We start from the raw sequence: 21,844 nt of genomic DNA on the forward strand, positions 1-21,844 counted from the left end.
CAGGCACGCGGCTTGCTCTGTCCCGCAAGCGGGGCCAGATGGGTTAACCTTTCACAGTCCGTTGTAAGTTATTGAGACTATGCCCAATTTTTCCATGCGCGATTCCGAGAACCGCCACCGAAGCATCTACCTGCTTCCCAACGCATTCACCACCGCAGCGCTGTTCGCGGGGTTCTATGCCGTTGTGCAAGCCATGAACGACCGCTTCGAAGTCGCCGCCATCGCCATTTTCGTGGCCATGGTGCTGGACGGCATGGATGGCCGTGTCGCCCGGTTGACCAACACGCAGTCCGCTTTTGGTGAGCAATACGACTCGCTGTCCGACATGACGTCGTTTGGTGTCGCGCCTGCGCTGGTCATGTACGAATGGATTTTGAACGATCTGGGCCGCTGGGGCTGGCTGGCGGCTTTTGTGTATGTGGCCGGTGCGGCGTTGCGCCTTGCGCGCTTCAACACCAACATCGCCGTCGTCGACAAACGTTATTTCCAGGGCTTGCCCAGCCCGGCCGCGGCCGCGCTGGTGGCGGGTTTTGTGTGGCTGGCGGTGGACAACAAGCTGCCCATCCATGACAGCCTGATGGCCTGGGTGGCGTTCACGCTGACCATGTACGCGGGCATCACGATGGTGTCGAACGCACCGTTCTTCAGCGGCAAGAGTTTCGCGCTGGGCCGCAGCGTGCCGTTCTGGGGCATCTTGCTGGTGGTGGCCGTATTCGTGTTCGTATCCAGCGACCCCCCAGTCGTGCTGTTTGGCCTGTTCGTGCTGTACGGCCTGTCGGGTTGGGTGATGTGGGCGTGGCGTTGGAACAAGGCGCGCCGCCTGACGCAAGAGCGCCGTGGCCATTCTTCCTGATCCGAATTTGGAATATCGCTGCTGCTTCTAAAACAAAACCCGCCAGATGGCGGGTTTTGTGTTTTGCGGCGCTTGGCCTTTCAGGCCCTTCCGATGCGGGCCGCGCGTGATCCTAGCGCCACATGAACTTTTCGTCGTCGTACATGGGGTCCGGGCCGGGGTGGAAGTGGGTCAACTTGCTGCCGTCGCGGCTCATGTAGACGTACATCAGCGAATTCCAGACGCCGTTTTCTTTGTAGCGGTACGACCACACGACTTCGCGCTTTTCGCCCAGGCCGGTTTCTTCGATCCGGGCAGGCGGGCCAAACTCGCAACGCACACGCTCCGGCCCCCATTCGCCCACTTCCAGCACCTTGAAGTGCTGGTCGGTCAGCAGCGGCACCACCTGACCCACGCGGCCATCGGTGCCCACATTCGTGCCCCAGGCATATTGGCCCATGGGCTGCTGCGTCCAGATCACGCGCTGGCCGCCGCCGGCTTGCGGGCAGGTAAAGTTGGGCTTGCCGAATTGAGTCAGCACTTCCGCGTAGGGCGTGCCGGGCGGAACCTGGGCCAGGTTCGCGCAGGCGGCCAGCCCTGTCAGGGCCAAGGAGGTGAGGGCGATGCGAGCGATGCGGGCCGTTCTGTAATATTTAGACATGATCTTGCTCCTCTTGGACGCCCGTCGGGCGCCTGCCGGCCTCTGCCGAAAGGGCGAAACCGTCTCTGGGGTAATTCTAGCGAATCAGCTATAATCATCGAGCTTTATCAAATGTATTGATTTTGCAAGATGCTTTGCGCCGGCAGTCCGGCTGCAAAGGGTACCCAACAACCCAACAGCGGGCCGGGGTTCTTATACGGAATCCAAGGCGCTCAGGGCGTCAGACGACGTTCTGGCTGGGGTGGGTCGCCCGAAGCAGCTATTGAAGCAGCAGTGAGAAAGCAAAAACGCTTATCGCCGGGTCTACGCAAATTTTTTCCAAACCACGTCAGGGCACCTCGGCCCTGTCGCATGTCCGAAGAGGTCATCAATGTCTGTAGCTGACATCAAGAAATCCGATATCGTTGCGCAATTCCAACGCGCTCAAGGCGATACCGGCTCCCCCGAAGTTCAGGTAGCTCTGCTCACCGCCCGTATCAACGAACTGACCGGTCACTTCAAAGAACACATGAAGGACCATCACTCGCGTCGCGGTCTGCTGCGTATGGTCAGCCGTCGCCGCAAGCTGCTCGACTATCTCAAGGGCCGCAATCCCGATTCGTACCGCGCTCTGATCGAAAAGCTCGGTCTGCGCAAGTGATCGACGGGGCTGGCTCCCCATGACGCAATAACCGTGGTCGGTGCGACGTATTGTCGCGACGGCCACGGTTTTTCATTTGTAAGGAATAATCGTCATGTTCAACAAAGTGACAAAATCGTTCCAGTACGGCCAGCACACGGTCGTCCTGGAAACTGGCGAGATCGCTCGCCAGGCCTCCGGCGCCGTTGTGGTGTCGATCGAGGACACCGTTGTTCTGGYCACTGTTGTGGCTTCCAAGAAGGCCAAGCCGGGTCAAACGTTTTTCCCGCTGACCGTCGACTACATCGAGAAGACCTACGCTGCCGGCCGTATTCCGGGTGGGTTCTTCAAGCGTGAAGGCAAGCCGTCCGAAAAGGAAACGCTGACCTCGCGCCTGATCGACCGTCCCCTGCGTCCGCTGTTCCCCGAAGACTTCTACAACGAAGTCCAAGTGGTCATCCACACGCTGTCGGTCAACCCCGAGATCGACCCCGACATCGCCGCCATGATCGGCGCGTCGGCTGCGCTGGCCATCTCCGGTATCCCGTTCAACGGCCCGATCGGCGCCGCTCGTGTGGGCTACATCGACGGCCAATACGCCCTGAACCCGACTGCTTCGCAGCTGAAGTCGTCGAAGCTGGACCTGGTGGTTGCCGGTACGGAAAACGCCGTGCTGATGGTGGAATCGGAAGCTCAACAGCTGTCCGAAGAAATCATGCTGGGCGGCGTGGTGTTCGGCCACGAGCAAATGCAGGCTGTCATCAACGCCATTCACGAACTGGTGAAGGACGCTGGCAAGCCCGATTGGGACTGGCAAGCACCGGCCAAGGACGAAGCCCTGATCGCCGCCGTGACCTCGGCTGCCCAGGAAGGCCTGAACGCCGCCTACCAGATCCGCGAAAAGCAAGCTCGCACCGCCAAGCTGCGTGAAGTGTCGGCTGACGTGTCGGCCAAGCTGGCTGCTGCTGCCGCCGAAAAGGGCGAATCGCTGCCTGACGCCGTGACCGTCGACAACATCATGTTCTCGCTGGAATCGGCCATTGTCCGCGGCCAGATCCTGAACGGCGAACCGCGTATCGACGGCCGCGACACCCGCACCGTGCGCCCCATCAGCGTGCGTCTGGGCGTGCTGCCCCGCGCACACGGCAGCGCGCTGTTCACCCGTGGTGAAACGCAAGCGCTGGTCGTGGCCACGCTGGGCACGAAGCAAGACGAGCAGATCATCGACGCGCTCATGGGTGAATACCGTGACCGCTTCATGATGCACTACAACATGCCTCCGTTCGCCACTGGCGAAACGGGCCGCATCGGTGTGCCCAAGCGCCGCGAAATCGGTCACGGCCGTCTGGCCAAGCGCTCGCTGATCCCGCTGCTGCCGGCGCCGGAAGACTTCCAATACACGATCCGTATCGTGTCGGAAATCACGGAATCCAACGGTTCGTCGTCGATGGCTTCGGTCTGCGGCGGCTCGCTGGCCATGATGGACGCTGGCGTGCCGGTCAAGGATCACGTGGCCGGTGTGGCCATGGGCCTGATCCTGGACGGCGGCAAGTTCGCTGTGCTGACCGACATTCTGGGTGACGAAGATCACCTGGGCGACATGGACTTCAAGGTTGCGGGCACCGAAAACGGCGTCACCGCACTGCAGATGGACATCAAGATCCAGGGCATCACCAAGGAAATCATGCAAGTGGCGCTGGCTCAAGCCCGCGAAGGCCGCCTGCACATCCTGACCAAGATGAAGGAAGCGCTGGACGGTTCGCGTGGCGAGCTCTCGGCTTTCGCCCCGCGCATGCTGACCATCAAGATCAACCCCGAGAAGATCCGCGACGTGATCGGCAAGGGCGGCGCCACCATCCGCGCGCTGACCGAAGAAACCGGCACGCAGATCGACATCTCCGACGACGGCACGATCGTGATCGCCAGCGTCGACGAAGCGCAGGCCAAAGAAGCCCAGCGCCGCATCGTCGAACTGACCGCCGACGTCGAAGTGGGCCAGATCTACGAAGGCTCGGTCCTGCGTCTGCTGGACTTCGGCGCCATCGTGCAAGTGCTGCCGGGCCGCGACGGTCTGCTGCACATCTCGGAAATCGCCAACTACCGCATCGCGAACATCAACGATGTGCTGAAGGTCGGCCAGCAAGTCCGCGTCAAGGTCATCGAGGCCGACGACAAGGGCCGCCTGCGCCTGTCCATCAAGGCAATTGGCGGTATCGAAGCGCAGCAACCCGCTGCCGCTCCGGAAGCTGCCCCCCAATCGGAACCGCAAGCTGAATAAGCTTGCAGTCTGATTGAACGAAGAACGGCGCCGCAAGGCGCCGTTTTTTATTGCTGCGCCACAAAAGCGCGCCGGCAGGCTGATTCATCTTCTTTCGACTTCAGGCCCCTGACGTCTCCCAACTTCGCCGACCTTGCTGTAAAGTCTTGCGCGAGGAAAGGGGGGATTGGATGAGCCAAGCATGATGAACTGGCCGGTCGTTGCCACGACCGCGGCGCTGTTTGCCGCGCTCTTGACCGGCTGCATGAGCAGCCCCGGTCCAGGCCAGCGCGGGCCCAACAGCGAAGCCATGACCGCCGACCAGTTCGGCCAGACTGACTTCAACCGCACCGTCACGCTGGAAGTGCGCGACAACCTGGCGAGCCTCTATTCCCTGCTCGACAAGCTCTACCGCCGCAACCCGCGCGAATGGCGCAAGACCGGCGTGGCCGATCAAAAAACCGCCGTCAACCGCGTCAAGCACGCCATCGAAGTCCGCATTCCGCCTAGCGATTTATCCGGCTTGCGCGACATCCAGATCCTGGCCGTGTCGCTGGACCCGAACTATTCCGGCGACCGCGTCGGCGCCTTCATCTACGGCATGGCCGACACCATCATCGCCGCCCACAACGGCAAGACCCGCCTGTACGCCACCGACGCGTTGGACGGCCAGCGGGTCTACAATGCCGCTCGGAACGTCGAGGCCGCCGCCTGGTTGCTGGCGTCGCGACGCAACAACCAGGGCGAGCTGCTTTTGCTGGCCAATGAAATATCTCCCAACGCCACGAACCTCAGCTTTGAGCGCGAGTTCGGCGCCATCATCGGCCGCCTGGACTTGATCGCCAACCTGCTCGGCGAGAATTCGCGGCGTATCGGGATCAACTATGCGCAAGGCTTGCTGCTGTTTAATTTTCTGCCTGTGCGCTAACCGGATCTACCCATCGTGATCGATATCGCCTCTATCCAGACCGCCCGCGAAAACTTGCGCGGCCAGGTGCTGAAGACCCCGTTTACGTTGTCGCGCACGCTGTCCGACATCTTTGGCGCCGAGATCTGGCTGAAGTTCGAGAACCTGCAATTCACGGCATCGTTCAAGGAACGCGGCGCGCTGAACCGCATGCTGACCTTGTCCGATGAAGAACGCGCCAAGGGCGTGATCGCCGTGTCGGCCGGCAACCACGCCCAAGGCGTGGCCTACCATGCGCAGCGCATGGGCGTGCCGGCGGTGATCGTGATGCCGCGTTTTACGCCCACCGTCAAAGTCGCCAACACGCGCCGCTTTGGCGCAGAGGTGGTGCTGGCGGGCGACACGTTCGATGACGCCAAGGCGCACGGCTACGAGCTCGCGCAAGCGCGCGGCCTGATCATGATCCACCCCTACGACGACGAAGCCGTCATCTCGGGGCAGGGCACCGTGGCGCTGGAAATGCTGGAAGACCAGCCGCAACTGGACACGCTGGTCATCGCCATTGGCGGCGGCGGGCTGATCTCGGGGATGGCCACCGCGGCCAAGGCCTTGAAGCCCGGCATCGAAATCGTGGGCGTGCAGACCGAGCGCTTCCCGTCGATGTACGCCGCCGTCAAGGGCATCACCATGCCGCAAGGCCAGTACACGATCGCCGAAGGCATCGCGGTGAAGTCGCCGGGCGCACTGACCCAGCCCATCGTGAGCCAGCTGGTCGATCACATCGAACTGGTTAGCGAAGCGGATATCGAACACGCCATCGTCGTGCTGCTGGAAATTGAAAAGACGGTTGTGGAAGGCGCGGGCGCTGCCGGCTTGGCTGCGCTGCTGCGTGCGCAGGAAGCGGGCAGCGACCGCTTCAAGGGCAAGCGGATTGGCCTGGTGCTGACGGGCGGCAACATTGACCCGCTGATGCTGGGCGAACTGATTGAACGCGGCATGGTGCGCGCCGGCCGTCTGGCCCGCATCCGCGTCGATTTGCGCGACCTGCCGGGCGCTTTGGCGCACGCCACCAAGCTCATCGCCGATGCGCAGGCCAATATCACCGAAGTGCATCACCAGCGTGCTTTCACGTCATTGCCGGTGCGCAATGTCGAGGTGGATTTTGTGCTGCAAACGCGCGGTCCCGAGCACATCCTGGAAGTCATCGACATCCTGAACGCCGCGGGTTTTGCGGCCAGCAATCACGATCATTAAAGATGGGGCGCCATCGCGGCGGCTGACGGCTGCCGCGACGTTGTGACGTTCGGCGGCCTCAGGCGGCCTGCGCCGCGTCGCGCGCCACCAGGCTTTTCAAGCCGTACAGACGCTCGCGGTGCAAGGTCGCGGCCAGCGGCTCGGGCTCGCGGCCCAGCGCGACATAGTCGGCGGGAATCTGCGCAATCGCCGCGCGCATCGCATCCGCATCGGCTTGCCACCACTGCACCATCATGCGGTCGGGGTTGTACACATCCAGCCCCTGGCGCCGCAATTCCGAACGATTGAAATCCTTCAGGTTCCACGTCAGCACCTGCACAACGGGCGGTTGCTGCAAGCCGCAGCGCGCACGCCGCGCAAGACCCGCAGCAATCACGTGGAAATCTTTCGGATCGCTATAGCGCAGCGAGGCCTCGTAGACCTGCGTATCGGCCTCGTTCGCTTCGGGAAATCGCGCATTCATTTCCGCCCAGAACTCCGCCAGCACTTCCGGCGGAATGTCCCAAATGCGCGACGCATTGCGCCGCCATTCCTCGCCAATGCGTTCGGTCCAAACCGGCGTGAAGACGCCGGCGTCCGCCAAGCGCAACAACAGCCGGCGCAGGATGCCGGACATCAGGACGCAAGCATCCAGGACGATGAAGGGGGGAGTCGCGGGGGAATTGATGGCCGAGGCCTTTCACTGACAGTAATTAATGGTGCCCGAGACCGGAATCGAACCGGTACGACCGCGAAGTCGAGGGATTTTCTTACCACTTCGGCTTTCGCCGCCAGCACAGGGCTGTTCGTGGTCTGGAGCACGCCTTCACCATAGCCTTGCGGCCGTAGGTGCCCGCCGTCTGCTCTCTACACCTTCCCCGATTTTTCAATCGGGGCTTGGCTCGGCGTTGGCTCGGAACAGGTCCAGGGCATTCGCCGAGTTTGACGGGCTACACCTTTGGAGTTTCCCCCAAAGGGCTCAAATTAGTTTTAAGTCCCTTGTGTCTACCAATTTCACCACTCGGGCGTGCGCGGCCCATGCAGGGCCGGCAGCGGGCGAGACTATACCATCTTGCGCGCAGGGGCATTCACGCGTCCCGCACGTATTGGGGTAATCACGAGATGAAATGCACCGGCGGGCGGGGGCGTTCGTCCACGGTCAGCGAGAAGATGTCGGGCCGCGAATAATGGCCGACGACGTCGAAATCGTATCGGGCGCGCACCAATTCATCGGTGTCGATTTGCGCCGTGAGCAGGCCCGCCTTGCCTTTCAACGGCCCCGCCAGCACATCACCCAACGGGCCGACGATGACCGAGCCGCCATTGATGAGCGGGCGCTGCGGGTCCCAGCCGGGCACGTCCTGGCCCAGGTCGGCGGGCGAGGGCTGCACCTGGCAGGCGCTGACGACAAAGCAGCGGCCTTCGTGGGCAATGTGGCGCATCGAGCATTGCCAGATGTCGCGTTCGTCGACCGTGGGCGCGCACCAGATTTCGACCCCCTTGGCGTACATGGCGGTGCGCAGCAGCGGCATGTGATTTTCCCAGCAGATGGCGCCGCCAATTCGGCCTGCGGCGGCGTCGATCACGGGCAAGGTGGAGCCGTCGCCCTGGCCCCAGATCAGGCGTTCGGTGCCGGTGGGCATCAGCTTGCGGTGCTTGGCGGCCAAGCCGATACCGGGTTCGAAAAACAGCGCCGTGCAGTACAGCGTGTTGCCGCCGCGTTCGATCACGCCGACGACCAGGCTGGCGCCGGTGCGTTGCGACAGGCCGGCCAGGGCGTCGGTTTCYGGGCCGGGCACGTCGATGGCGTTGTCGTAATAGCGGGCGTAGGCGTCGCGGCCTTCAGGCAGGCGGTAGCCCAGGCGGGTGCCAAAAATCTCGCCCTTGGGGTAGCCGCCCAGCACGGCTTCGGGCATGACCACGAGCGATGCGCCCGAGGCGATGATCTCGGACTCGTAGGCGAGGATCTGTTCCAGAGTCTTGGCGCGGCCTTCCGGCGCGGCGCCGATCTGCAAGGCGGCGACTGTCGTGGTGGTCATGGGAATTCCTGTAGGGGTAGGACAGGCGCGTAGTGTCAGGCTCGCCCTAAAATCAATCAATCCCGGCCAGCGATAAATGATATGAACCAAATTGATATCGAGTCCACGGACCTGAACCTGCTCAAAGTGTTCGAAGCCATCTACGACGAAGGCGGTGCGGGCCGGGCGGCGTTGCGGCTGGGCGTGACGCAATCGGCCGTCAGCGCGGCGCTGGGCCGGCTGCGCAACCTGTACGGCGACCCCTTGTTCACGCGGACGGGGCGGGGTCTGACGCCCAGCCTGCGCGCCCGCGAACTGCGGCCCATCATCGGTGAAGCGCTGGACAAGTGCCGGCAGAGCCTGCAACTGGTGCGGCCGGGCGCGGCGGGGTTTGCGGGGCGGTCCGTCACGCTGGGGCTTTCGGACGATTTCGAGATCGCGTTAGGCCGCGCCGTGATCCATGCGCTGGCCGACAGTGCGCCGGGCCTGCGCATCATCTTCCGGCAGACGCATAGCCGCCTGGCTGCCGACATGTTGATGGCGCGCGAGGTGGATCTGGTGATTGCGTCGGGCGGGCTGATTGCCCCGGCGTTGCAGCGCGTGACGGTCGGGCAGGGCGGCTATGCCTGTCTGCTGGACCCGGCATCGCTCAAGCCGGGGCAGGCGCATCTGTCGGTGCAGGAATTCACGCAGCGCCAACATGTGCTGGTGTCGTCCGGCGGTTTTATCGGCGTGGTGGACGAAGTGCTGCATGGGTTGGGGCTGACGCGCCGGGTGCAGGCGGCCACCACGCATTTTTCGGCGCTGGCGTTCCTGCTGCAAGGCGGCGATGCGCTGGCGACGCTGCCCGCACACGCTGCACGCGGCCTGGCTGCGGCCTCCGGCTTGCGCATGCTGCCTTGCCCCGTCGCGATGCCCGGCTACGCCATCGAGGTGGGATGGCGGGCCGATGCGCTGCGAGACGAGGCCGTGGCGGCCGTCAGGCGCAGCGTGTTGGGCGTGCTGCAAGGGTATGACTGGACGGGCGGCTAAGCGGGGTTGCCACGTCCATCCATCGCCTGCTTGGGTCTGAACTGCTTGGGTTCGAACTACTTGCGTCCGAACAGCCGGCCCAGAAAGCCGCGCGGTGCGGCGGCGGCTTCTTCGGCGGCTTGCGCGCGGCGCAATGACAGGTCCTGGTAATTGGCCTTGCCATTCTGCTGATACGACGCCGCCGCCTGCCGATACGCCATGGCTGATTCCGCATGGCGCTTCATATGGCCGTAAATCTCGCCCCGCGAAAACAGTGCCCAGTTGCGGTAGTCCGGGTCCAGCCCGATCAGCCGGTCACACGCCGCAAGGGCTTCTTCGAACCGCTTCGCGCCAGTCAACGCGTTGATGCGTTCGGCGTGCAGCGGGCCGCTGTCTGGCCACTTCTCCAGCGCGCGGTCGGCATCGGCCACGGCCTCTGCGCCCCGGCCCAGATGCGTCAACGCATCGATGCGCACGCGGCGCCATTTCAACCAGTCGGGGTCCAGCGAAATCGCCACTTCCGACAGCGGCAGCGCTTCGTCGTAGCGCTCAAGGCGGGTCAGCGCATCGGCGGCATTGCCCGGCAGAAAGTCGTTGTCGGGGGCAATTTCGTAGCCGCGCAGGTAGTACGCAAGCGCCTCTTCCCAGTTGCTTTGGTCGCGTTGGGCGTTGCCGGCCACGAACAGCAATTGCGCATCGCCGCTGGTCATCGGGTCCAGCCCTTGCAGCGCCTGTTCGGCAAGCTCGGGGTCGCCGCTACGGACAAATTCGCGCGCCTGTTCCTTGCGGCCTTCCCAGCCGGAGTCCGACAGCGCGTCCAGGTGCCGCCACAATGGCGCGGCTTCGTCGGCGCGCCCTAAACGGTGCAGGGATCGGGCCTTGCCCTCTAGCGGCCAGTCCCAGTCGGGCTCGCGGCGCAGCAGGCTGGTCCATTCTTCCACGGCGTCGGCGTGACGCTCCAGCGCTTGCAGGCAAGACGCGCGGTTGTGCTGGATGGCGTTCTCTTCGCCCAGGATGGCGCGGGCGCGGTCGAACATGGCGATGGCGTTTTGCAGATCGCCCAGGCGGCGGTAGTTATTGCCGGCGTCGTAAAGAAAACCGCCATTGTTGGGCGCCAGTGCGACGGCGCGCTGGTGGTAGGGCCGCGCGTCTTCGTAGCGGCCCGCGTTGTGCAGGTTCGAGCCGATGTAGCAATGCGGTGCTGCGGCAGAGGGGCGCATCTGCGCGGCGCGCGTCCAGCTGGCGATGGCGTCTTCCAGGCGGCGATCATTGATCAGCAGATAGCCTTCAGCCATCAATAGCCCATAGTGCGCGGGCGAGCGCTGGCGGGCTTCGCGCAGCAGGGCCCACGCTTCCTGCTTCGCGTCGGCGTCGTAGAGCGCGATGGCGCGCACGCTTAGCGCTTCGCTGCATTGGGGGTCAAGCGACAGCGCGCGGGCCAGGTCGGCGTCGCGCGCCGCGTAGGCGTTGCGCCGGGCGTGATAGCGGGCGCGCAACGCCCACATGACGGATGACGCGGGCTGTTCGCGCAGCCCTTGTTCGCACAGGGACTGCATTTGCGTCAGGTCGCTGCCGTCGTCGGCGCGGAGAATGGCTTCAATCAGTTGGGACATGCAGGTGTTCCGAATTCAGCAGGGCGGGCTAGCGCGCAAAGGCGCTGGTGTCGTGGCGGCAGCGGTAGATGCGGTCGTCGGGCGCGATGTCGTCGCTGCCGCATTCCCAGCGGCGGATGCCGCCGCCTTTCTTTTCCGATCGCATCTCGGGCAGGTAGGCCAGGTGCTTGCCGGCCAGGCTGGGCGAGCCATCGGTGGGGGGTGTGCCAGCGATGGTGAACCGCAGCACGCCGTTCACCGGGTTCAGCTCCAGTTTGGAAAAGCCGCTGCCCAGCAAAGATTCCTGCGTCACGCCAAGATCCGCCAGCGTCGCGGGAAACGCCCGCGTGCGCTGGTAATGGTTTTCCGCCAGCCGGCGCACCGGGTCCGACACGAGGTCCAGGCGCGTGGTCTCGGCGTGCAGCGGGTTGTCGGGCTTGTCTGAATCTTTGATGGCCAAGCCGATGATCACGCCGCCCACGATCAACGTCAGCATGCCGAACACGATGAACAAGAACTTTCCGGCGCTGGTGACGGCGCGCGCCTTGGCCACCGCAGGCGCGATGGCGCGGGCGTCTGCCGTGCTGGACACGACGTGCGTGCCGGCCAGCGAATTGTGCATGGCGCGTTCGCCGAAAATCATCTGCTGGATGTGATGGAAGATGCCGGGCAGCACGACGTTCAGCGTGTACTTCAGCTGATGGCGCCAGATCGACCGCAACAGGCCGGGCGCCTGGCCCTTGCGATTCACCACGCGCATTTTCAACAGCCGCTTGCCGGGCGAGCCATTGCCCCAAGCGTCCATGAAGGCGGGCAGCAGCCAGCCCAGCAGCCCCGCTGCGATGGTCAGCAGAATGGGGCTGGGCGTACCCGCCAGCCCTTCATAGGTGTACGAGGCCGCGTTGATCAGCACGATGATCGCCACCGCCATGAACATGCCATCGATCGCGGTGGCGCCCAAGCGCGACCAGATGCTGGGAAAGAGTGAAGCCTGTTGTGGGCGGGAGGGAGCTGTCTTGGGTGTGGCGGCAGCCGGCTTGGCAGCTGCGGGCTTGACAGTTGCGGGCTTGACGGGCAAGGCCGCCTGACAACTGAAGCAACGTGTGTTCGAGGCCGGGTTCTGCCAATTGCATTTCGGGCACTGCATGGTCGATGTCTTGTTCTGGATGCTGCCGCCCGGCGATGCGGGTGCGGCTGAAGTGCGGCAGTGTATCGAAAACCCGCAGCTTCACCCGCAAGACGCCGTGCTGTTGCGTCGTGCCCGAATGACAAAGGCTAGCGGTACACCAGCACCGGCAACGTTGAATGGGCCAGCACTTTCTGAGTTTGGCTGCCCAGCAGCAGGGCCGCCATGCCGCTGCGCCCATGGGACGACATCGCGATCAGATCGCAGCCTTGCGTCATCGCAATGTCGATGATCACCTGATGCGGGGCATCGCTTTCGCGCATCTCGGTGTTGCACGGCACGCCAGCCGCTTTCGCTTTTGCCTCGGCGTCTGCCAGATAGGACCGGGCCAGTTCGCTGGCCTGTTTCTCGTACGCGGTGCGCACGCCTTCAAACTGCACGGTTTCCATGGACGGCGCGTGGAAGGTCGCGTAGGCCGTCACGACCGTCACGCGGGCGCCCAGCGCGCGGGCCAGGCCCAGCCCGAGCTCCAGGCCTGCGTTGGACAGGCTGGAGCCGTCGATAGGAATGAGTATGTGCTTGTACATGGCAACCTCCAGTAGGGGCGGAGGGCGGCCGTGCGTCGTGGCCGCCGGTCAAGAGCGAGAACAACACGGGACATACTACGCCTCTGACGGGCCGCCAGCGACGCGCGTGGCGAGGCCTTGTGACACGGATCAAGTGCCGGTCTGAAAGAGGCTTTGGGGGCTCAGGGCAGCGGCGCGCAGGGGGGGGCGCCAACTGATCCGCGGGCGATTGGCCGGCGGTTGCCATAGATATCTGGCGGAAGCGGTGAGATTCGAACTCACGAACGGTTGCCCGTTGCCGGTTTTCAAGACCGGTGCAATCGACCACTCTGCCACGCTTCCGGAAAGGTCTGGCGATTCGGCCGTCAGGCAAACATTCTGCCCGAACGGAAACGCGATATGCCGTAAAGGGCGCAATAATAATCGATTTGCTGCAAAGGAGGCACGCGATGCACGCTGTTGAAATCTCCCGCCCTGGCGGCCCCGAGGTTCTGGTCCCCGTAGAACGCCCCACGCCCGAGCCTGGCGCGGGTGAAATTCTGATCAAAGTCAGCGCTGCGGGCATCAATCGCCCCGACGTGTTCCAGCGCAAAGGCAACTACGCGCCGCCCAAGGGCGCATCCGATCTGCCGGGCCTGGAAGTGGCCGGTGAAATCGTCGGCGGCGACGTTGCCGGAAGCGGTTTTGCCGTGGGCGACAAGGTCTGCGCGCTGGTGGCCGGGGGGGGGTACGCCGAGTACTGCGTGGCGCCTGTGGCGCAATGCCTGCCGATCCCGAAGGGCTTGTCCGACATCGAAGCGGCCGGTTTGCCGGAAACGTACTTCACCGTCTGGAGCAACGTGTTCGACCGCGGCCAATTGTCCGGCGACGAAATCCTGCTGGTTCACGGCGGCGCAAGCGGCATCGGCACTACCGCCATCCAACTGGCTCGCGCCATGGGCCACAAGGTCTACGCTACCGTCGGCAGCGACGACCGGGCTCGCGCCGTTGAAGCGCTGGGTGCGGAAAAGGGCATCAACTACAAGACGCAGGACTTCGTGAAGGAAGTCATGGACGCCACTGGCGGGCGTGGCGTGGACGTGATCCTGGACATGGTGGCAGGCGACTACATTGCCCGCGACATGCAGTGCCTGGCCGATGACGGCCGCATCGTCATCATTGCGCAACTKGGCGGATCGACGGCCAGCGTAGATACCTCGCAAGTCATGCGCCGCCGTCTGACCATCACGGGTTCCACCCTGCGTCCCCGTTCGGTCGAGTTCAAGGGCGCTATCGCGCGCGCCCTGCGCAACCACGCCTGGCCCCTGTTGGAAAAAGGGGACATCAAGCCGATCGTGCACGCAACCTTCCCGCTGGCCGAGGCCTCCAAGGCGCACGCCATGATGGAAGGCGGTGAAAATATCGGCAAAATTGTGCTGACAATGTAAGAAACGCGCGGTGTTCGGCGTATCGCCGCGCAACAGGATACAATCTCGGGTTTCGCCTGGAATTTTTTCCAGGCAGGCCCGTGGGCGGTTGCCGCATCCCTCGGGGCTCACCCCACTCAGACACTTCGCCATGACTTCAGTCGAAAACCGCGCCCGCCTCGTGCTGGGCAACTGGAAGATGCACGGCAACCTGGCCGAGAACGCCGCGTTGCTGACCGAGCTGCGCGCCGCGGATGCTGCGAGCCACTGCGAAATCGGCATCTGTGTTCCGTTTCCCTATCTGGCGCAAGCCGGCTCGGCCCTGACCGGAAGCAGCGTGTCCTGGGGCGCGCAAGATGTCAGCGCGCACGAAAAGGGCGCGTACACCGGTGAAGTCTCCGGCTCCATGTTGAAAGAATTCGGCTGCCGCTGGGCGCTGGCCGGCCACTCCGAGCGCCGTGTGCTGCACGGTGAAACCGACGAGATCGTCGCCGCCAAGGCGCAAGCTGCGCTGGCTGCTGGCGTAACGCCGGTGGTGTGCGTGGGCGAATCGCTGGCCGATCGCGAAGCCGGCAATACGCTGGCCGTCATCGAACGCCAATTGAAGCCCGTGCTGGCGCTGGGCGCTGAAGCCGTCTCGCGCATGGTTCTGGCCTATGAGCCCGTGTGGGCCATCGGCACCGGCCGCACCGCCAGCCCCGAGCAGGCGCAAGAAGTTCACGGCGCCATCCGCGCCGCCTTGCGCGCGCTGGGCGCGGCGCAGGTTCAAGTTTTGTACGGCGGCAGCGTGAAAGCTGCCAACGCCGCCAGTTTGTTCGCCATGACTGATATCGACGGAGCCCTGGTCGGCGGCGCGTCGCTTGTGGCTGAAGAATTTTTGCGTATTGCCGCCATCTAAGTTTCCGTTCCGGAGTCTGTAATGCCCTTGATGCTTAAACTTTTGCTGGCCGTCCAAGTTATTTCGGCGCTGGCTATCATCGTTCTGGTCCTGCTGCAGCAGGGCAAGGGCGCCGACATGGGGTCCGCTTTTGGTAGCGGCTCGTCCGGCAGCCTGTTCGGTGCCACCGGCGCCGCGAACTTCTTGTCGCGCGCCACGAAGTGGGCCGCCGTCGTCTTCTTCGCGTCCACCGCGGGCCTGGCTTATGTCAGCCACAAGGGCACCAGCGGCCCGGCCGTTGATTCCGGCGTGATGCAAAGCTTCCCGTCCGACCGCTCCGTGCCGCAAGTGCCGGGCGCCGCTCCGGCCGCTGGCAGCTCGTCCGTTCCGGGCGCGGCTTCGGTTCCGGCAGCGCCTGCTGCGCCGGCCAAGCCTGACGCATCGGTGCCCTCGGCCCCGGCTCCGGCCGCTGCCGCACCGGCTACCGGTGACAAGCCGGCCGAGACGCCCGCCAAGTAAGCAGTAAGCCTCAGTCAGTGCAAGAAGGCCGGCGTAATGCCGGCCTTTTTCTTTTGCGCGGCAGGCGGGGTAGGGCTGGGTCTGGGTCAGGGTCTTGGGAAAAGATATTGAGAATGGTTCTCATGATTGATATAATCCGCCCGCTTCTTCCCATGCCCAACTGACCAATCCCGCGCCAGCCTCTCATGCCCCTACTGACTGACGACGCTCAAGCCGCCCGTCCGGCGATCGCGCCCTCGCGTGCGATGGCCGTGCTGGAAAGCTGGTTCCGGGGGCATCACAGCTGGTTGCTGGATCGGGTGCAGCGGCATTTGCGCAACCGGGCGGAAGCCGAAGATGTGGCCGCCGAAACGTTTTCGCAGGCGGTCGCCATCCAGGCCCACAACCAGGGCTTGAACGCGGTGCGCGAGCCGCGCGCCTTTCTCACCACCATCGCCAAACGGCAGATCTTCCAGCTGTGGCGCAGGCGCGATCTAGAGCAGGCCTACCTGGAAGCGCTGGCCGTGCAAGGTGAGGGCGTGGCGCCTTCCGCCGAACAACATCAGTTGGTGATCGAAGCCTTGGAGTGCGTGGCGGCGGCGCTGGAAGGCCTGTCCGCCAAGACGCAGCAGGCGTTTTTGTACAGCCAGCTGGACGGCCTGACCTATGCCGAGATCGCAGACAAGTTGGGCGTGTCGGCCAGCATGGTGCGCCAGTACATGGCGCAGGCGTTCCGGCGGATGGCAGGCCTGAATGTCATCGGCTAGGCCCTCAGCGCGGAGCGTGCGTTCGTGAATGCGCATGCTGCCCAAGAGTCCGAGGTCAATGATGCCGCTTTAGGCTGGCTGGTCATCATGCGTTCTGGCGAGGTGACTGCGCAAGAGCGCCAGGACCATGAGGCGTGGCTGCGTGCACACCCCGCGCACGCGCAGGCCTGGAGCCGTTTGGTCGACGCGGTCGACCGCCCGTTGGGTGTGGTGCGCCAGCCTCAAGCCGTTCAGGCCGCAGGCAGCCGGGCAGACCTGTTGTCTCAGGCCCTGTTGCGCGCTCAGGCCGCAGGACGCGGGCGCCGCCAATGGCTCAAGGGCGCGCTAAGCGTGGCGGGCGTGGGCTCTTTGGCCGCGCTGGCGTTGGCCGAGCGCACGATGCCGCTGACCCAATTGCTGGCGGATCACGTCACCGGCACCGGAGAACGCCGCGCCGTGGCCTTGCCTGATGGCAGCCTGCTTCAGCTGAACGCGCGGACCGCGGTGGATGTGGTGTATTCCGATGCGCTGCGATTACTGATCTTGCGCGAAGGCGAACTGATCATTGATGTAGCGCCATCCGGGATCGGCCCGGCGGCTCGGCCGCCCTTTGTCGTGCGCACGGCGCAGGGAGCGATCCGCGCGCTGGGCACCCGTATCGCGGTGCGGCAGAACCCGGGCAACACGCGGGTTGCCATGTTGCAGCACCGCGTGGCGTTGATTCCCTTGGAGGGCCGCCCGGCCACTTTGGAAGAAGGCGAAACCGCAATCATGACCGAACGCGGCGTAGAGCCGTTATCGGCCCCCGCCGCGACCGCTAGCGCGTGGGAGCAGGGCGAAGTCCAGTTGCATGATCAACCGCTGGCCGATCTGGTTGCGGCCCTGCGGCCGTATCGCCGAGGCTATGTGCGCATCAGTCCCGCCGCGGCCAGGCTGCGCGCGTACGGCACTTATCCGCTGGACGACACCGACCGCACGCTGGCCATCGTGGCCGAGACGCTGCCCGTGCGCGTGCGCCGCTATGCCGGCGGCATGCTCGTCCTGATTGATACCCCCGCCGACGGCTGAAAAAAACGTTCGTCCCCACTGTCACTTTTGCGCCGTCGCGCCACATCCCTCTTGAAGCTAGTTCGATTCACGACGTTCTTGAGGGAAATCTCGTCATGTCTACCGTTACCGATCTGCGGCTGTCGCTGCTGGCCGCGGCCCTGGTCGCCTTGTTCTCGACACCGCTCGTCCGGGCGCAGCCCACGGCAAGCCACGCCGCCGCCCCTGCCGATATGAACAGCCCCGTCTCTGCCCCTGCCGACACGGCCAGCACGCTGCGCGCCTACGACATTCCCGCGCAGGCGCTGGGCAGCAGCCTGGCCCGCATTGCCAGCGAAAGCGGTGAAGCCATTTCGGTAGATGCCGAGCTGGTGCGTGGCATTGATGCGCCCGCCGTGCGCGGACGCTACACTGCCGAGCAGGCCGCCCATGCGGCGATGTCGGGCAGCGGGCTGGAACTGCTGCGCACCGGCAGCGGCAGTTGGGCATTGCGGCGCCCGCTGGCCCCTGCGGCCGGCGTCGTGACGCTGGGGGCGGTCCAGGTCACGGGCGAACGTGATCCCGCCGTCACCGAGAACACCGGCTCGTACACGTCAACCGGGCCCAGCGCCACGGGCACGCCGCTGGCGCTGAGCCTGAAAGAGACCCCGCAGTCGGTCACCGTTATTACGCGGCAGCGGCTGGACGATCAGAAGCTGGAAAGCGTGATTGATGCGCTGGAAAGCACCACCGGCGTCACCGCGTTCCGTCAGGGCATGGGCACCGACCTAAGCGGCCTGTGGTCTCGCGGGTTCACGATTTCGAACTTCCTGGTTGATGGCATTCCCAGTTCCTTGGGGTCGTCCAGCTACTGGCGCAACACGGCCATGTACGACCGCATCGAAGTCGTGCGAGGCGCCACCGGCCTGATGAGCGGCATGGGCACGCCCGCCGCCAGCATCAACCTGGTGCGCAAGCGTCCGACCGCGGATTGGCAGGCGAGCATCAGCGCCGAGGCCGGCAGTTGGGACCGCTATGGCCTGGGTGCCGACGTGTCCGGCCCACTGTCTGAAAACGGCAAACTGCGCGGCCGCCTGGTCGTCGACGAAGAGAACCAGCATTCGTGGATTGATCGCTACGAAAAGCAAAGCCGGCTTGTCTATGGCATTACCGAGCTGGACCTGGGCAGCGCCACCTTGCTCACGCTGGGCTTCAGCTACGAAACCAACAATAACGACTCGCCCCTGCGCACGGGCCTGCCGTTTGCCTACAGCAACGGCGTCCCCACCCACTTCAAGCGGTCGACCAACCCCGCGCCTGACTGGAGCTTTTACGATAGCGAACTGAGCAACGTGTTTGCCTCCGTCAAACACGACTTCGGCAAAGGCTGGAACGGCAAAGTCGAAGTCACGCACACCCGCTACAACTACGACAGCGCCCTGTACTTTCTGACCGGCTCCATTGATCAGGCAACGGGGCAGGGCGCGGCGCTGTGGCCCGTGCGTTGGAAAAGCAACGACAAGCAGACCACGCTGGACGCCCAGATCAGCGGCCCCTTTGACCTGCTGGGCCGCCAACACGAAGTCGTTGCCGGGCTATCGCTGTCCCAACTGCGTTCCGACACGCCCAGCTATGGCGGATGGCTGGGTCCGTGGACGGGTTATGACGGCACGATTGCCGACTTTCATCACTGGGATGGCGCGTCCAACCAGCCCAACTTCGTCAAGGCCGGCGACACCCAAACCAAGGAAACGCAGGTCAGCGCATACCTCACGTCACGCTTCAAGCTGGCAGACCCCACCAGCCTGATCGCCGGCGCCCGCGTCATCAACTGGGAACGCAAGGCCGACACCAGCGTCGTCGGTGTACCCGGCAGCACGCGCGCCGACACGCGCGAGACCGGCGTCATCGTTCCCTATGCCGGCCTGGTTCACGAGCTGAACGAAAACTGGTCCGTCTATGGCAGCTACACCCGCATCTTCAGCCCGCAATCGGCCGCCACCCGCGACGTCAACAACAACGTGCTGGACCCCGAGCGCGGCACCAGTTACGAGCTGGGCGTTAAATCCAGCTTCTTCGACGAGCGCCTGAACGCTGGCCTGGCGCTATTCAAAACCCGGCAAAGCAACCTGGCGAACTACGATGCCGCCACCTCGTCGTACGTGGCGCTGCAAGGCATCACGACCAAGGGCGCCGAACTGGAACTGACGGGCGAACTCAGCCGCGGCTGGAATGTGGCGGCGGGCTATACGTACTCGCTCAGCGAAGACGCCAACGGCCAACGCGCCATCGCCCAGATTCCCCGCCACAGCGTCAAACTCTTCACGACCTACCGCTTGCCGGACGCGCTGAATCGGCTGACCGTCGGCGGCGGCGTCAATTGGCAAAGCACGTCGGGCTATGTGGGCGAAGCGCAGCAATCCAGCTACGCCGTTGTCAACGCGATGGCCCGCTACGAATTCAGCAAGCAATTCAGCGCCACCCTGAACGTCAACAACCTGTTCGACAAAGCCTACTACAGCGGCCTGAGCGCCTATGGCGGCGTCTACGGCGCACCCCGCAACGTCATGCTGAGCGCGAAGTACGCGTTTTAAGGGGGGCGAGGTGCCCCCATTTCCCTGAGGGGTTCTGTGTTTAAGAAATTCCGTGCTAGAATGCTCGACTTTCTGGCATTGCCTATGGGCAGCGCCAGAAATCTGGTGAAAGCCGACGTGGTGAAATTGGTAGACACGCTATCTTGAGGGGGTAGTGGCGAAAGCTGTGCGAGTTCGAGTCTCGCCGTCGGCACCAAGAATTCCTCGTAAAAAGCCCGCTGAAACGCAAGTTTCAGCGGGCTTTTTGCTTGCCGGTTGAATAGGCAAAAGTGCATAGGCAAAGTGCGTAGCCAAAAAACGCATAGCAAACCAACGCTACAAACACCCTCAGCCCTCAGCCCTCAGCCCTCAGTGCAGATTGCCTCCAAACGCAATCGCCGACACCACGAACGTCACCGCACTGATCGCCGCCAACGTATACGCGCGCTTTGCCGCATGGGCATTTCCACGGCTCATCCCCACGATCAACGCAGTCACCGTCCACAGCCCCGTGAACGCCAGCAGCGCCAGCGTGTAGACCCAATCAGACAGATCGTAGCCACCGCCTCCAATCGACGGCGTGCCGCTGCTTTTCGGCCATAGCACCGCAATCAGCCATCCGGCAACGACGGCAAACACGGCAAGCCAAATCTGGAATCCGCGGTCTTTCAGCATGTTTGGTCCTGGAGTGTCTTTGCGTTAGCAGATGTCAGTCGCCCCTCTGAAGGGCGAAGGCCGGCTGGTATAAAGGGGACTGATGTTTCAACGTAGGGCGAGCATATGTCGATTCAAATGTTGATCCGTTGCGGTGCGGCGCTGTCTCTTATCGCGATGGGTTCGGGATGTTCCATGGTCGGACTTGGAGATTCACGCAGTAGCGAGTGCCAGTGGTATCGCAGCAGCTGCATGCACGAAGGTTCATACGAACCTGGTGAAGAGGACTACGCGGAAGAGGAAGCCAAGCGCCTGAACAAGCAGTCCTCGGACAGGTTGCGGCGTAGCAATTGATTCCGTGTTTGGCGGGCAGGCCGCGGGTTCAATCCTCCAGGTAATGTTCCCGCAAGACCTCCGCGTCTACCTTCAACACGTCGCGCAGATACCGGTCCATTCCGCCGAATTCCTGCTCAATTGCCCGCACCGATGCATCCAGGTAGGCGGGCGCCACTTCCAGCAGCGGCATCATCACATCGTCTTTGACGCCGCGCGCGGCGGACTTGACGAGGATTTCCTGGAAGAACCCGGCATTCCAGTGGTTCGATTCCAGGTAGTTCGCGACGATGTCGTCGTGCGCCACACCCAGCGCCGACAGCAGCAACAGCGAGGCGAAGCCAGTGCGGTCCTTGCCCGCCGTGCAATGGAATAGCAACGTCTTGCCGGTCATTGCGGTTTGCAGAAATCCGCCGAAGGGTTGTTGATAGCGCGACGGGAATTCGCGATAAATGTCCACCATCATCGACGTGCTGAAGTCTTGCGTGGCTTCGCGCAGGCGCGGCAGCAGTACGGCCATGGCCATATTGCCGTCCAGCACGGGCGATGCAATCCAGTGAAAGCGTTGACCGAACAGCGGTTCATCATGCGCCTTCTCGGGTTCGGCGCGGAAATCAATGACGGCTTCCAACCCCAATGCGCTCAACTGTTCCAGATCTGCGGTGCTGGCCCGGCCGGGATTCCCGCTGCGGAAAAGTTTGCCCGTGCGCACGCGGCGGCCGTCGGCGCCCGATAGCCCGCCAAGGTCACGCGCGTTGTGCACGTTTTCAAGGACCAGGCGGCGTTGAATGGCTTCGGGGGTTGTCTGGAAAGAGTCCGTGTGGCGGGTGGTGGCGGGCATGCGTTCCTGGGTTTCAAGTGAGCGGTCGAATGATCGTATCACCGCCGCCGCGCACGAACTCGCCCACG

21 protein-coding genes and 2 tRNA genes are annotated in these 21,844 nt (G+C 63.8%); 14 read left to right on the top strand and 9 right to left on the bottom strand.

Features of this window, described 5'->3' with window-relative positions; translation table 11 throughout:
* Window positions 1–79 precede the first annotated feature (79 nt).
* Window positions 80–853: a CDP-diacylglycerol--serine O-phosphatidyltransferase gene (gene pssA / locus AC1DB0_RS04390; RefSeq protein WP_054424315.1), complete on the top strand. Its 774-nt coding sequence runs from the start codon at window positions 80–82 to the stop codon at window positions 851–853.
* A 112-nt stretch (window positions 854–965) separates the two neighbouring features.
* Here the strand turns inward: pssA and AC1DB0_RS04395 are convergent, their stop codons facing one another.
* The gene (locus tag AC1DB0_RS04395) at window positions 966–1,493 is read right to left on the bottom strand and encodes a hypothetical protein (protein WP_342066109.1); all 528 of its coding nucleotides are present in this window, start codon (window positions 1,491–1,493) and stop codon (window positions 966–968) included.
* Window positions 1,494–1,863: 370 nt separating this feature from the next.
* On the opposite strand from AC1DB0_RS04395, the gene rpsO reads away from it, so the two are divergent.
* The 4 genes from rpsO to AC1DB0_RS04415 all read left to right on the top strand — a co-directional run bounded on the left by rpsO (window position 1,864) and on the right by AC1DB0_RS04415 (window position 6,530).
* The gene (gene rpsO, locus AC1DB0_RS04400; protein ID WP_006223612.1) at window positions 1,864–2,133 is read left to right on the top strand and encodes a 30S ribosomal protein S15; all 270 of its coding nucleotides are present in this window, start codon (window positions 1,864–1,866) and stop codon (window positions 2,131–2,133) included.
* A gap of 94 nt (window positions 2,134–2,227) precedes the next feature.
* A complete protein-coding gene (pnp, locus tag AC1DB0_RS04405) occupies window positions 2,228–4,390 on the top strand; it encodes a polyribonucleotide nucleotidyltransferase (protein WP_476758610.1) in 2,163 nt (720 codons plus the stop codon).
* Between the two features lie 181 nt (window positions 4,391–4,571).
* Window positions 4,572–5,297, top strand: coding sequence for a hypothetical protein (locus AC1DB0_RS04410; RefSeq protein ID WP_054424309.1), 726 nt, complete (start codon window positions 4,572–4,574; stop codon window positions 5,295–5,297).
* A gap of 15 nt (window positions 5,298–5,312) precedes the next feature.
* Window positions 5,313–6,530, top strand: coding sequence for a threonine ammonia-lyase (locus AC1DB0_RS04415; protein WP_175171682.1), 1,218 nt, complete (start codon window positions 5,313–5,315; stop codon window positions 6,528–6,530).
* Between the two features lie 58 nt (window positions 6,531–6,588).
* Here AC1DB0_RS04415 and AC1DB0_RS04420 read toward each other — a convergent pair whose 3' ends face one another.
* Window positions 6,589–7,146, bottom strand: coding sequence for a PIN domain-containing protein (locus tag AC1DB0_RS04420; protein ID WP_427947574.1), 558 nt, complete (start codon window positions 7,144–7,146; stop codon window positions 6,589–6,591).
* A 478-nt stretch (window positions 7,147–7,624) separates the two neighbouring features.
* Window positions 7,625–8,548 (bottom strand): carbon-nitrogen hydrolase family protein, encoded by a 924-nt coding sequence (locus tag AC1DB0_RS04425; protein WP_054424301.1) that lies wholly within the window; start codon window positions 8,546–8,548, stop codon window positions 7,625–7,627.
* Window positions 8,549–8,629: 81 nt separating this feature from the next.
* Here AC1DB0_RS04425 and AC1DB0_RS04430 point away from each other — a divergent pair, with 81 nt between their 5' ends.
* Window positions 8,630–9,559: a LysR substrate-binding domain-containing protein gene (locus AC1DB0_RS04430; protein WP_454668373.1), complete on the top strand. Its 930-nt coding sequence runs from the start codon at window positions 8,630–8,632 to the stop codon at window positions 9,557–9,559.
* 56 nt (window positions 9,560–9,615) lie between these two features.
* Here AC1DB0_RS04430 and AC1DB0_RS04435 read toward each other — a convergent pair whose 3' ends face one another.
* The 4 genes from AC1DB0_RS04435 to AC1DB0_RS04450 all read right to left on the bottom strand — a co-directional run bounded on the left by AC1DB0_RS04435 (window position 9,616) and on the right by AC1DB0_RS04450 (window position 13,164).
* On the bottom strand, window positions 9,616–11,151 hold the full coding sequence (locus AC1DB0_RS04435; protein WP_054424298.1) for a tetratricopeptide repeat protein: 1,536 nt from the start codon (window positions 11,149–11,151) through the stop codon (window positions 9,616–9,618).
* Between the two features lie 28 nt (window positions 11,152–11,179).
* A complete protein-coding gene (locus AC1DB0_RS04440; RefSeq protein WP_476757752.1) occupies window positions 11,180–12,277 on the bottom strand; it encodes an RDD family protein in 1,098 nt (365 codons plus the stop codon).
* Between the two features lie 128 nt (window positions 12,278–12,405).
* Window positions 12,406–12,843 carry a universal stress protein gene (locus AC1DB0_RS04445; protein ID WP_175171688.1) on the bottom strand — a complete coding sequence of 146 codons (438 nt, stop codon included), beginning with the start codon at window positions 12,841–12,843 and terminating at the stop codon, window positions 12,406–12,408.
* 233 nt (window positions 12,844–13,076) lie between these two features.
* Window positions 13,077–13,164 (bottom strand) — tRNA-Ser (locus AC1DB0_RS04450).
* A gap of 107 nt (window positions 13,165–13,271) precedes the next feature.
* Here AC1DB0_RS04450 and AC1DB0_RS04455 point away from each other — a divergent pair.
* The 7 genes from AC1DB0_RS04455 (at window position 13,272) to AC1DB0_RS04485 (ending at window position 20,165) form a co-directional block, all read left to right on the top strand.
* Window positions 13,272–14,249, top strand: a complete 978-nt coding sequence (locus AC1DB0_RS04455; RefSeq protein WP_476757751.1) for an NAD(P)H-quinone oxidoreductase — start codon at window positions 13,272–13,274, stop codon at window positions 14,247–14,249.
* A 130-nt stretch (window positions 14,250–14,379) separates the two neighbouring features.
* A complete protein-coding gene (tpiA, locus tag AC1DB0_RS04460) occupies window positions 14,380–15,126 on the top strand; it encodes a triose-phosphate isomerase (protein ID WP_054424289.1) in 747 nt (248 codons plus the stop codon).
* Window positions 15,127–15,147: 21 nt separating this feature from the next.
* The gene (gene secG / locus AC1DB0_RS04465; RefSeq protein ID WP_054424287.1) at window positions 15,148–15,624 is read left to right on the top strand and encodes a preprotein translocase subunit SecG; all 477 of its coding nucleotides are present in this window, start codon (window positions 15,148–15,150) and stop codon (window positions 15,622–15,624) included.
* A gap of 185 nt (window positions 15,625–15,809) precedes the next feature.
* On the top strand, window positions 15,810–16,370 hold the full coding sequence (locus AC1DB0_RS04470; RefSeq protein ID WP_338077818.1) for a sigma-70 family RNA polymerase sigma factor: 561 nt from the start codon (window positions 15,810–15,812) through the stop codon (window positions 16,368–16,370).
* A gap of 24 nt (window positions 16,371–16,394) precedes the next feature.
* Entirely contained in the window at window positions 16,395–17,417 is a 1,023-nt protein-coding gene (locus tag AC1DB0_RS04475) for a FecR domain-containing protein (protein WP_476757750.1), read from the top strand.
* Between the two features lie 95 nt (window positions 17,418–17,512).
* Window positions 17,513–19,969 (top strand): TonB-dependent siderophore receptor, encoded by a 2,457-nt coding sequence (locus AC1DB0_RS04480; RefSeq protein ID WP_476757749.1) that lies wholly within the window; start codon window positions 17,513–17,515, stop codon window positions 19,967–19,969.
* A gap of 111 nt (window positions 19,970–20,080) precedes the next feature.
* Window positions 20,081–20,165, top strand: a tRNA-Leu gene (locus tag AC1DB0_RS04485).
* Between the two features lie 152 nt (window positions 20,166–20,317).
* On the opposite strand, the gene AC1DB0_RS04490 is transcribed toward AC1DB0_RS04485, so the two are convergent.
* Window positions 20,318–20,623 (bottom strand): hypothetical protein, encoded by a 306-nt coding sequence (locus tag AC1DB0_RS04490; RefSeq protein WP_476757748.1) that lies wholly within the window; start codon window positions 20,621–20,623, stop codon window positions 20,318–20,320.
* 105 nt (window positions 20,624–20,728) lie between these two features.
* On the opposite strand from AC1DB0_RS04490, the gene AC1DB0_RS04495 reads away from it, so the two are divergent.
* Window positions 20,729–20,956: a hypothetical protein gene (locus AC1DB0_RS04495; RefSeq protein ID WP_082387107.1), complete on the top strand. Its 228-nt coding sequence runs from the start codon at window positions 20,729–20,731 to the stop codon at window positions 20,954–20,956.
* 28 nt (window positions 20,957–20,984) lie between these two features.
* On the opposite strand, the gene AC1DB0_RS04500 is transcribed toward AC1DB0_RS04495, so the two are convergent.
* Window positions 20,985–21,776 (bottom strand): tyrosine-protein phosphatase, encoded by a 792-nt coding sequence (locus tag AC1DB0_RS04500; RefSeq protein ID WP_175171693.1) that lies wholly within the window; start codon window positions 21,774–21,776, stop codon window positions 20,985–20,987.
* Window positions 21,777–21,844 lie beyond the last annotated feature (68 nt).

The sequence above is a fragment of the Achromobacter sp. 10T422 genome (assembly GCF_056394065.1).

Excerpts from the sequence above, each read along its gene's own strand:
- AC1DB0_RS04495 (WP_082387107.1), top strand. The coding sequence starts at position 20,729 with ATGTCGATTCAAATGTTGATCCGTTGCGGTGCGGCGCTGTCTCTTATC.
- tpiA (WP_054424289.1), top strand. The coding sequence starts at position 14,380 with ATGACTTCAGTCGAAAACCGCGCCCGCCTCGTGCTGGGCAACTGGAAG.
- AC1DB0_RS04490 (WP_476757748.1), bottom strand. The coding sequence starts at position 20,623 with ATGCTGAAAGACCGCGGATTCCAGATTTGGCTTGCCGTGTTTGCCGTC.
- AC1DB0_RS04420 (WP_427947574.1), bottom strand. The coding sequence starts at position 7,146 with ATGTCCGGCATCCTGCGCCGGCTGTTGTTGCGCTTGGCGGACGCCGGC.
- AC1DB0_RS04500 (WP_175171693.1), bottom strand. The coding sequence starts at position 21,776 with ATGCCCGCCACCACCCGCCACACGGACTCTTTCCAGACAACCCCCGAA.
- rpsO (WP_006223612.1), top strand. The coding sequence starts at position 1,864 with ATGTCTGTAGCTGACATCAAGAAATCCGATATCGTTGCGCAATTCCAA.
- AC1DB0_RS04430 (WP_454668373.1), top strand. The coding sequence starts at position 8,630 with ATGAACCAAATTGATATCGAGTCCACGGACCTGAACCTGCTCAAAGTG.
- AC1DB0_RS04440 (WP_476757752.1), bottom strand. The coding sequence starts at position 12,277 with ATGCAGTGCCCGAAATGCAATTGGCAGAACCCGGCCTCGAACACACGT.
- AC1DB0_RS04410 (WP_054424309.1), top strand. The coding sequence starts at position 4,572 with ATGATGAACTGGCCGGTCGTTGCCACGACCGCGGCGCTGTTTGCCGCG.
- AC1DB0_RS04480 (WP_476757749.1), top strand. The coding sequence starts at position 17,513 with ATGTCTACCGTTACCGATCTGCGGCTGTCGCTGCTGGCCGCGGCCCTG.
- AC1DB0_RS04395 (WP_342066109.1), bottom strand. The coding sequence starts at position 1,493 with ATGTCTAAATATTACAGAACGGCCCGCATCGCTCGCATCGCCCTCACC.
- pssA (WP_054424315.1), top strand. The coding sequence starts at position 80 with ATGCCCAATTTTTCCATGCGCGATTCCGAGAACCGCCACCGAAGCATC.
- secG (WP_054424287.1), top strand. The coding sequence starts at position 15,148 with ATGCCCTTGATGCTTAAACTTTTGCTGGCCGTCCAAGTTATTTCGGCG.
- AC1DB0_RS04445 (WP_175171688.1), bottom strand. The coding sequence starts at position 12,843 with ATGTACAAGCACATACTCATTCCTATCGACGGCTCCAGCCTGTCCAAC.
- AC1DB0_RS04435 (WP_054424298.1), bottom strand. The coding sequence starts at position 11,151 with ATGTCCCAACTGATTGAAGCCATTCTCCGCGCCGACGACGGCAGCGAC.
- AC1DB0_RS04470 (WP_338077818.1), top strand. The coding sequence starts at position 15,810 with ATGCCCCTACTGACTGACGACGCTCAAGCCGCCCGTCCGGCGATCGCG.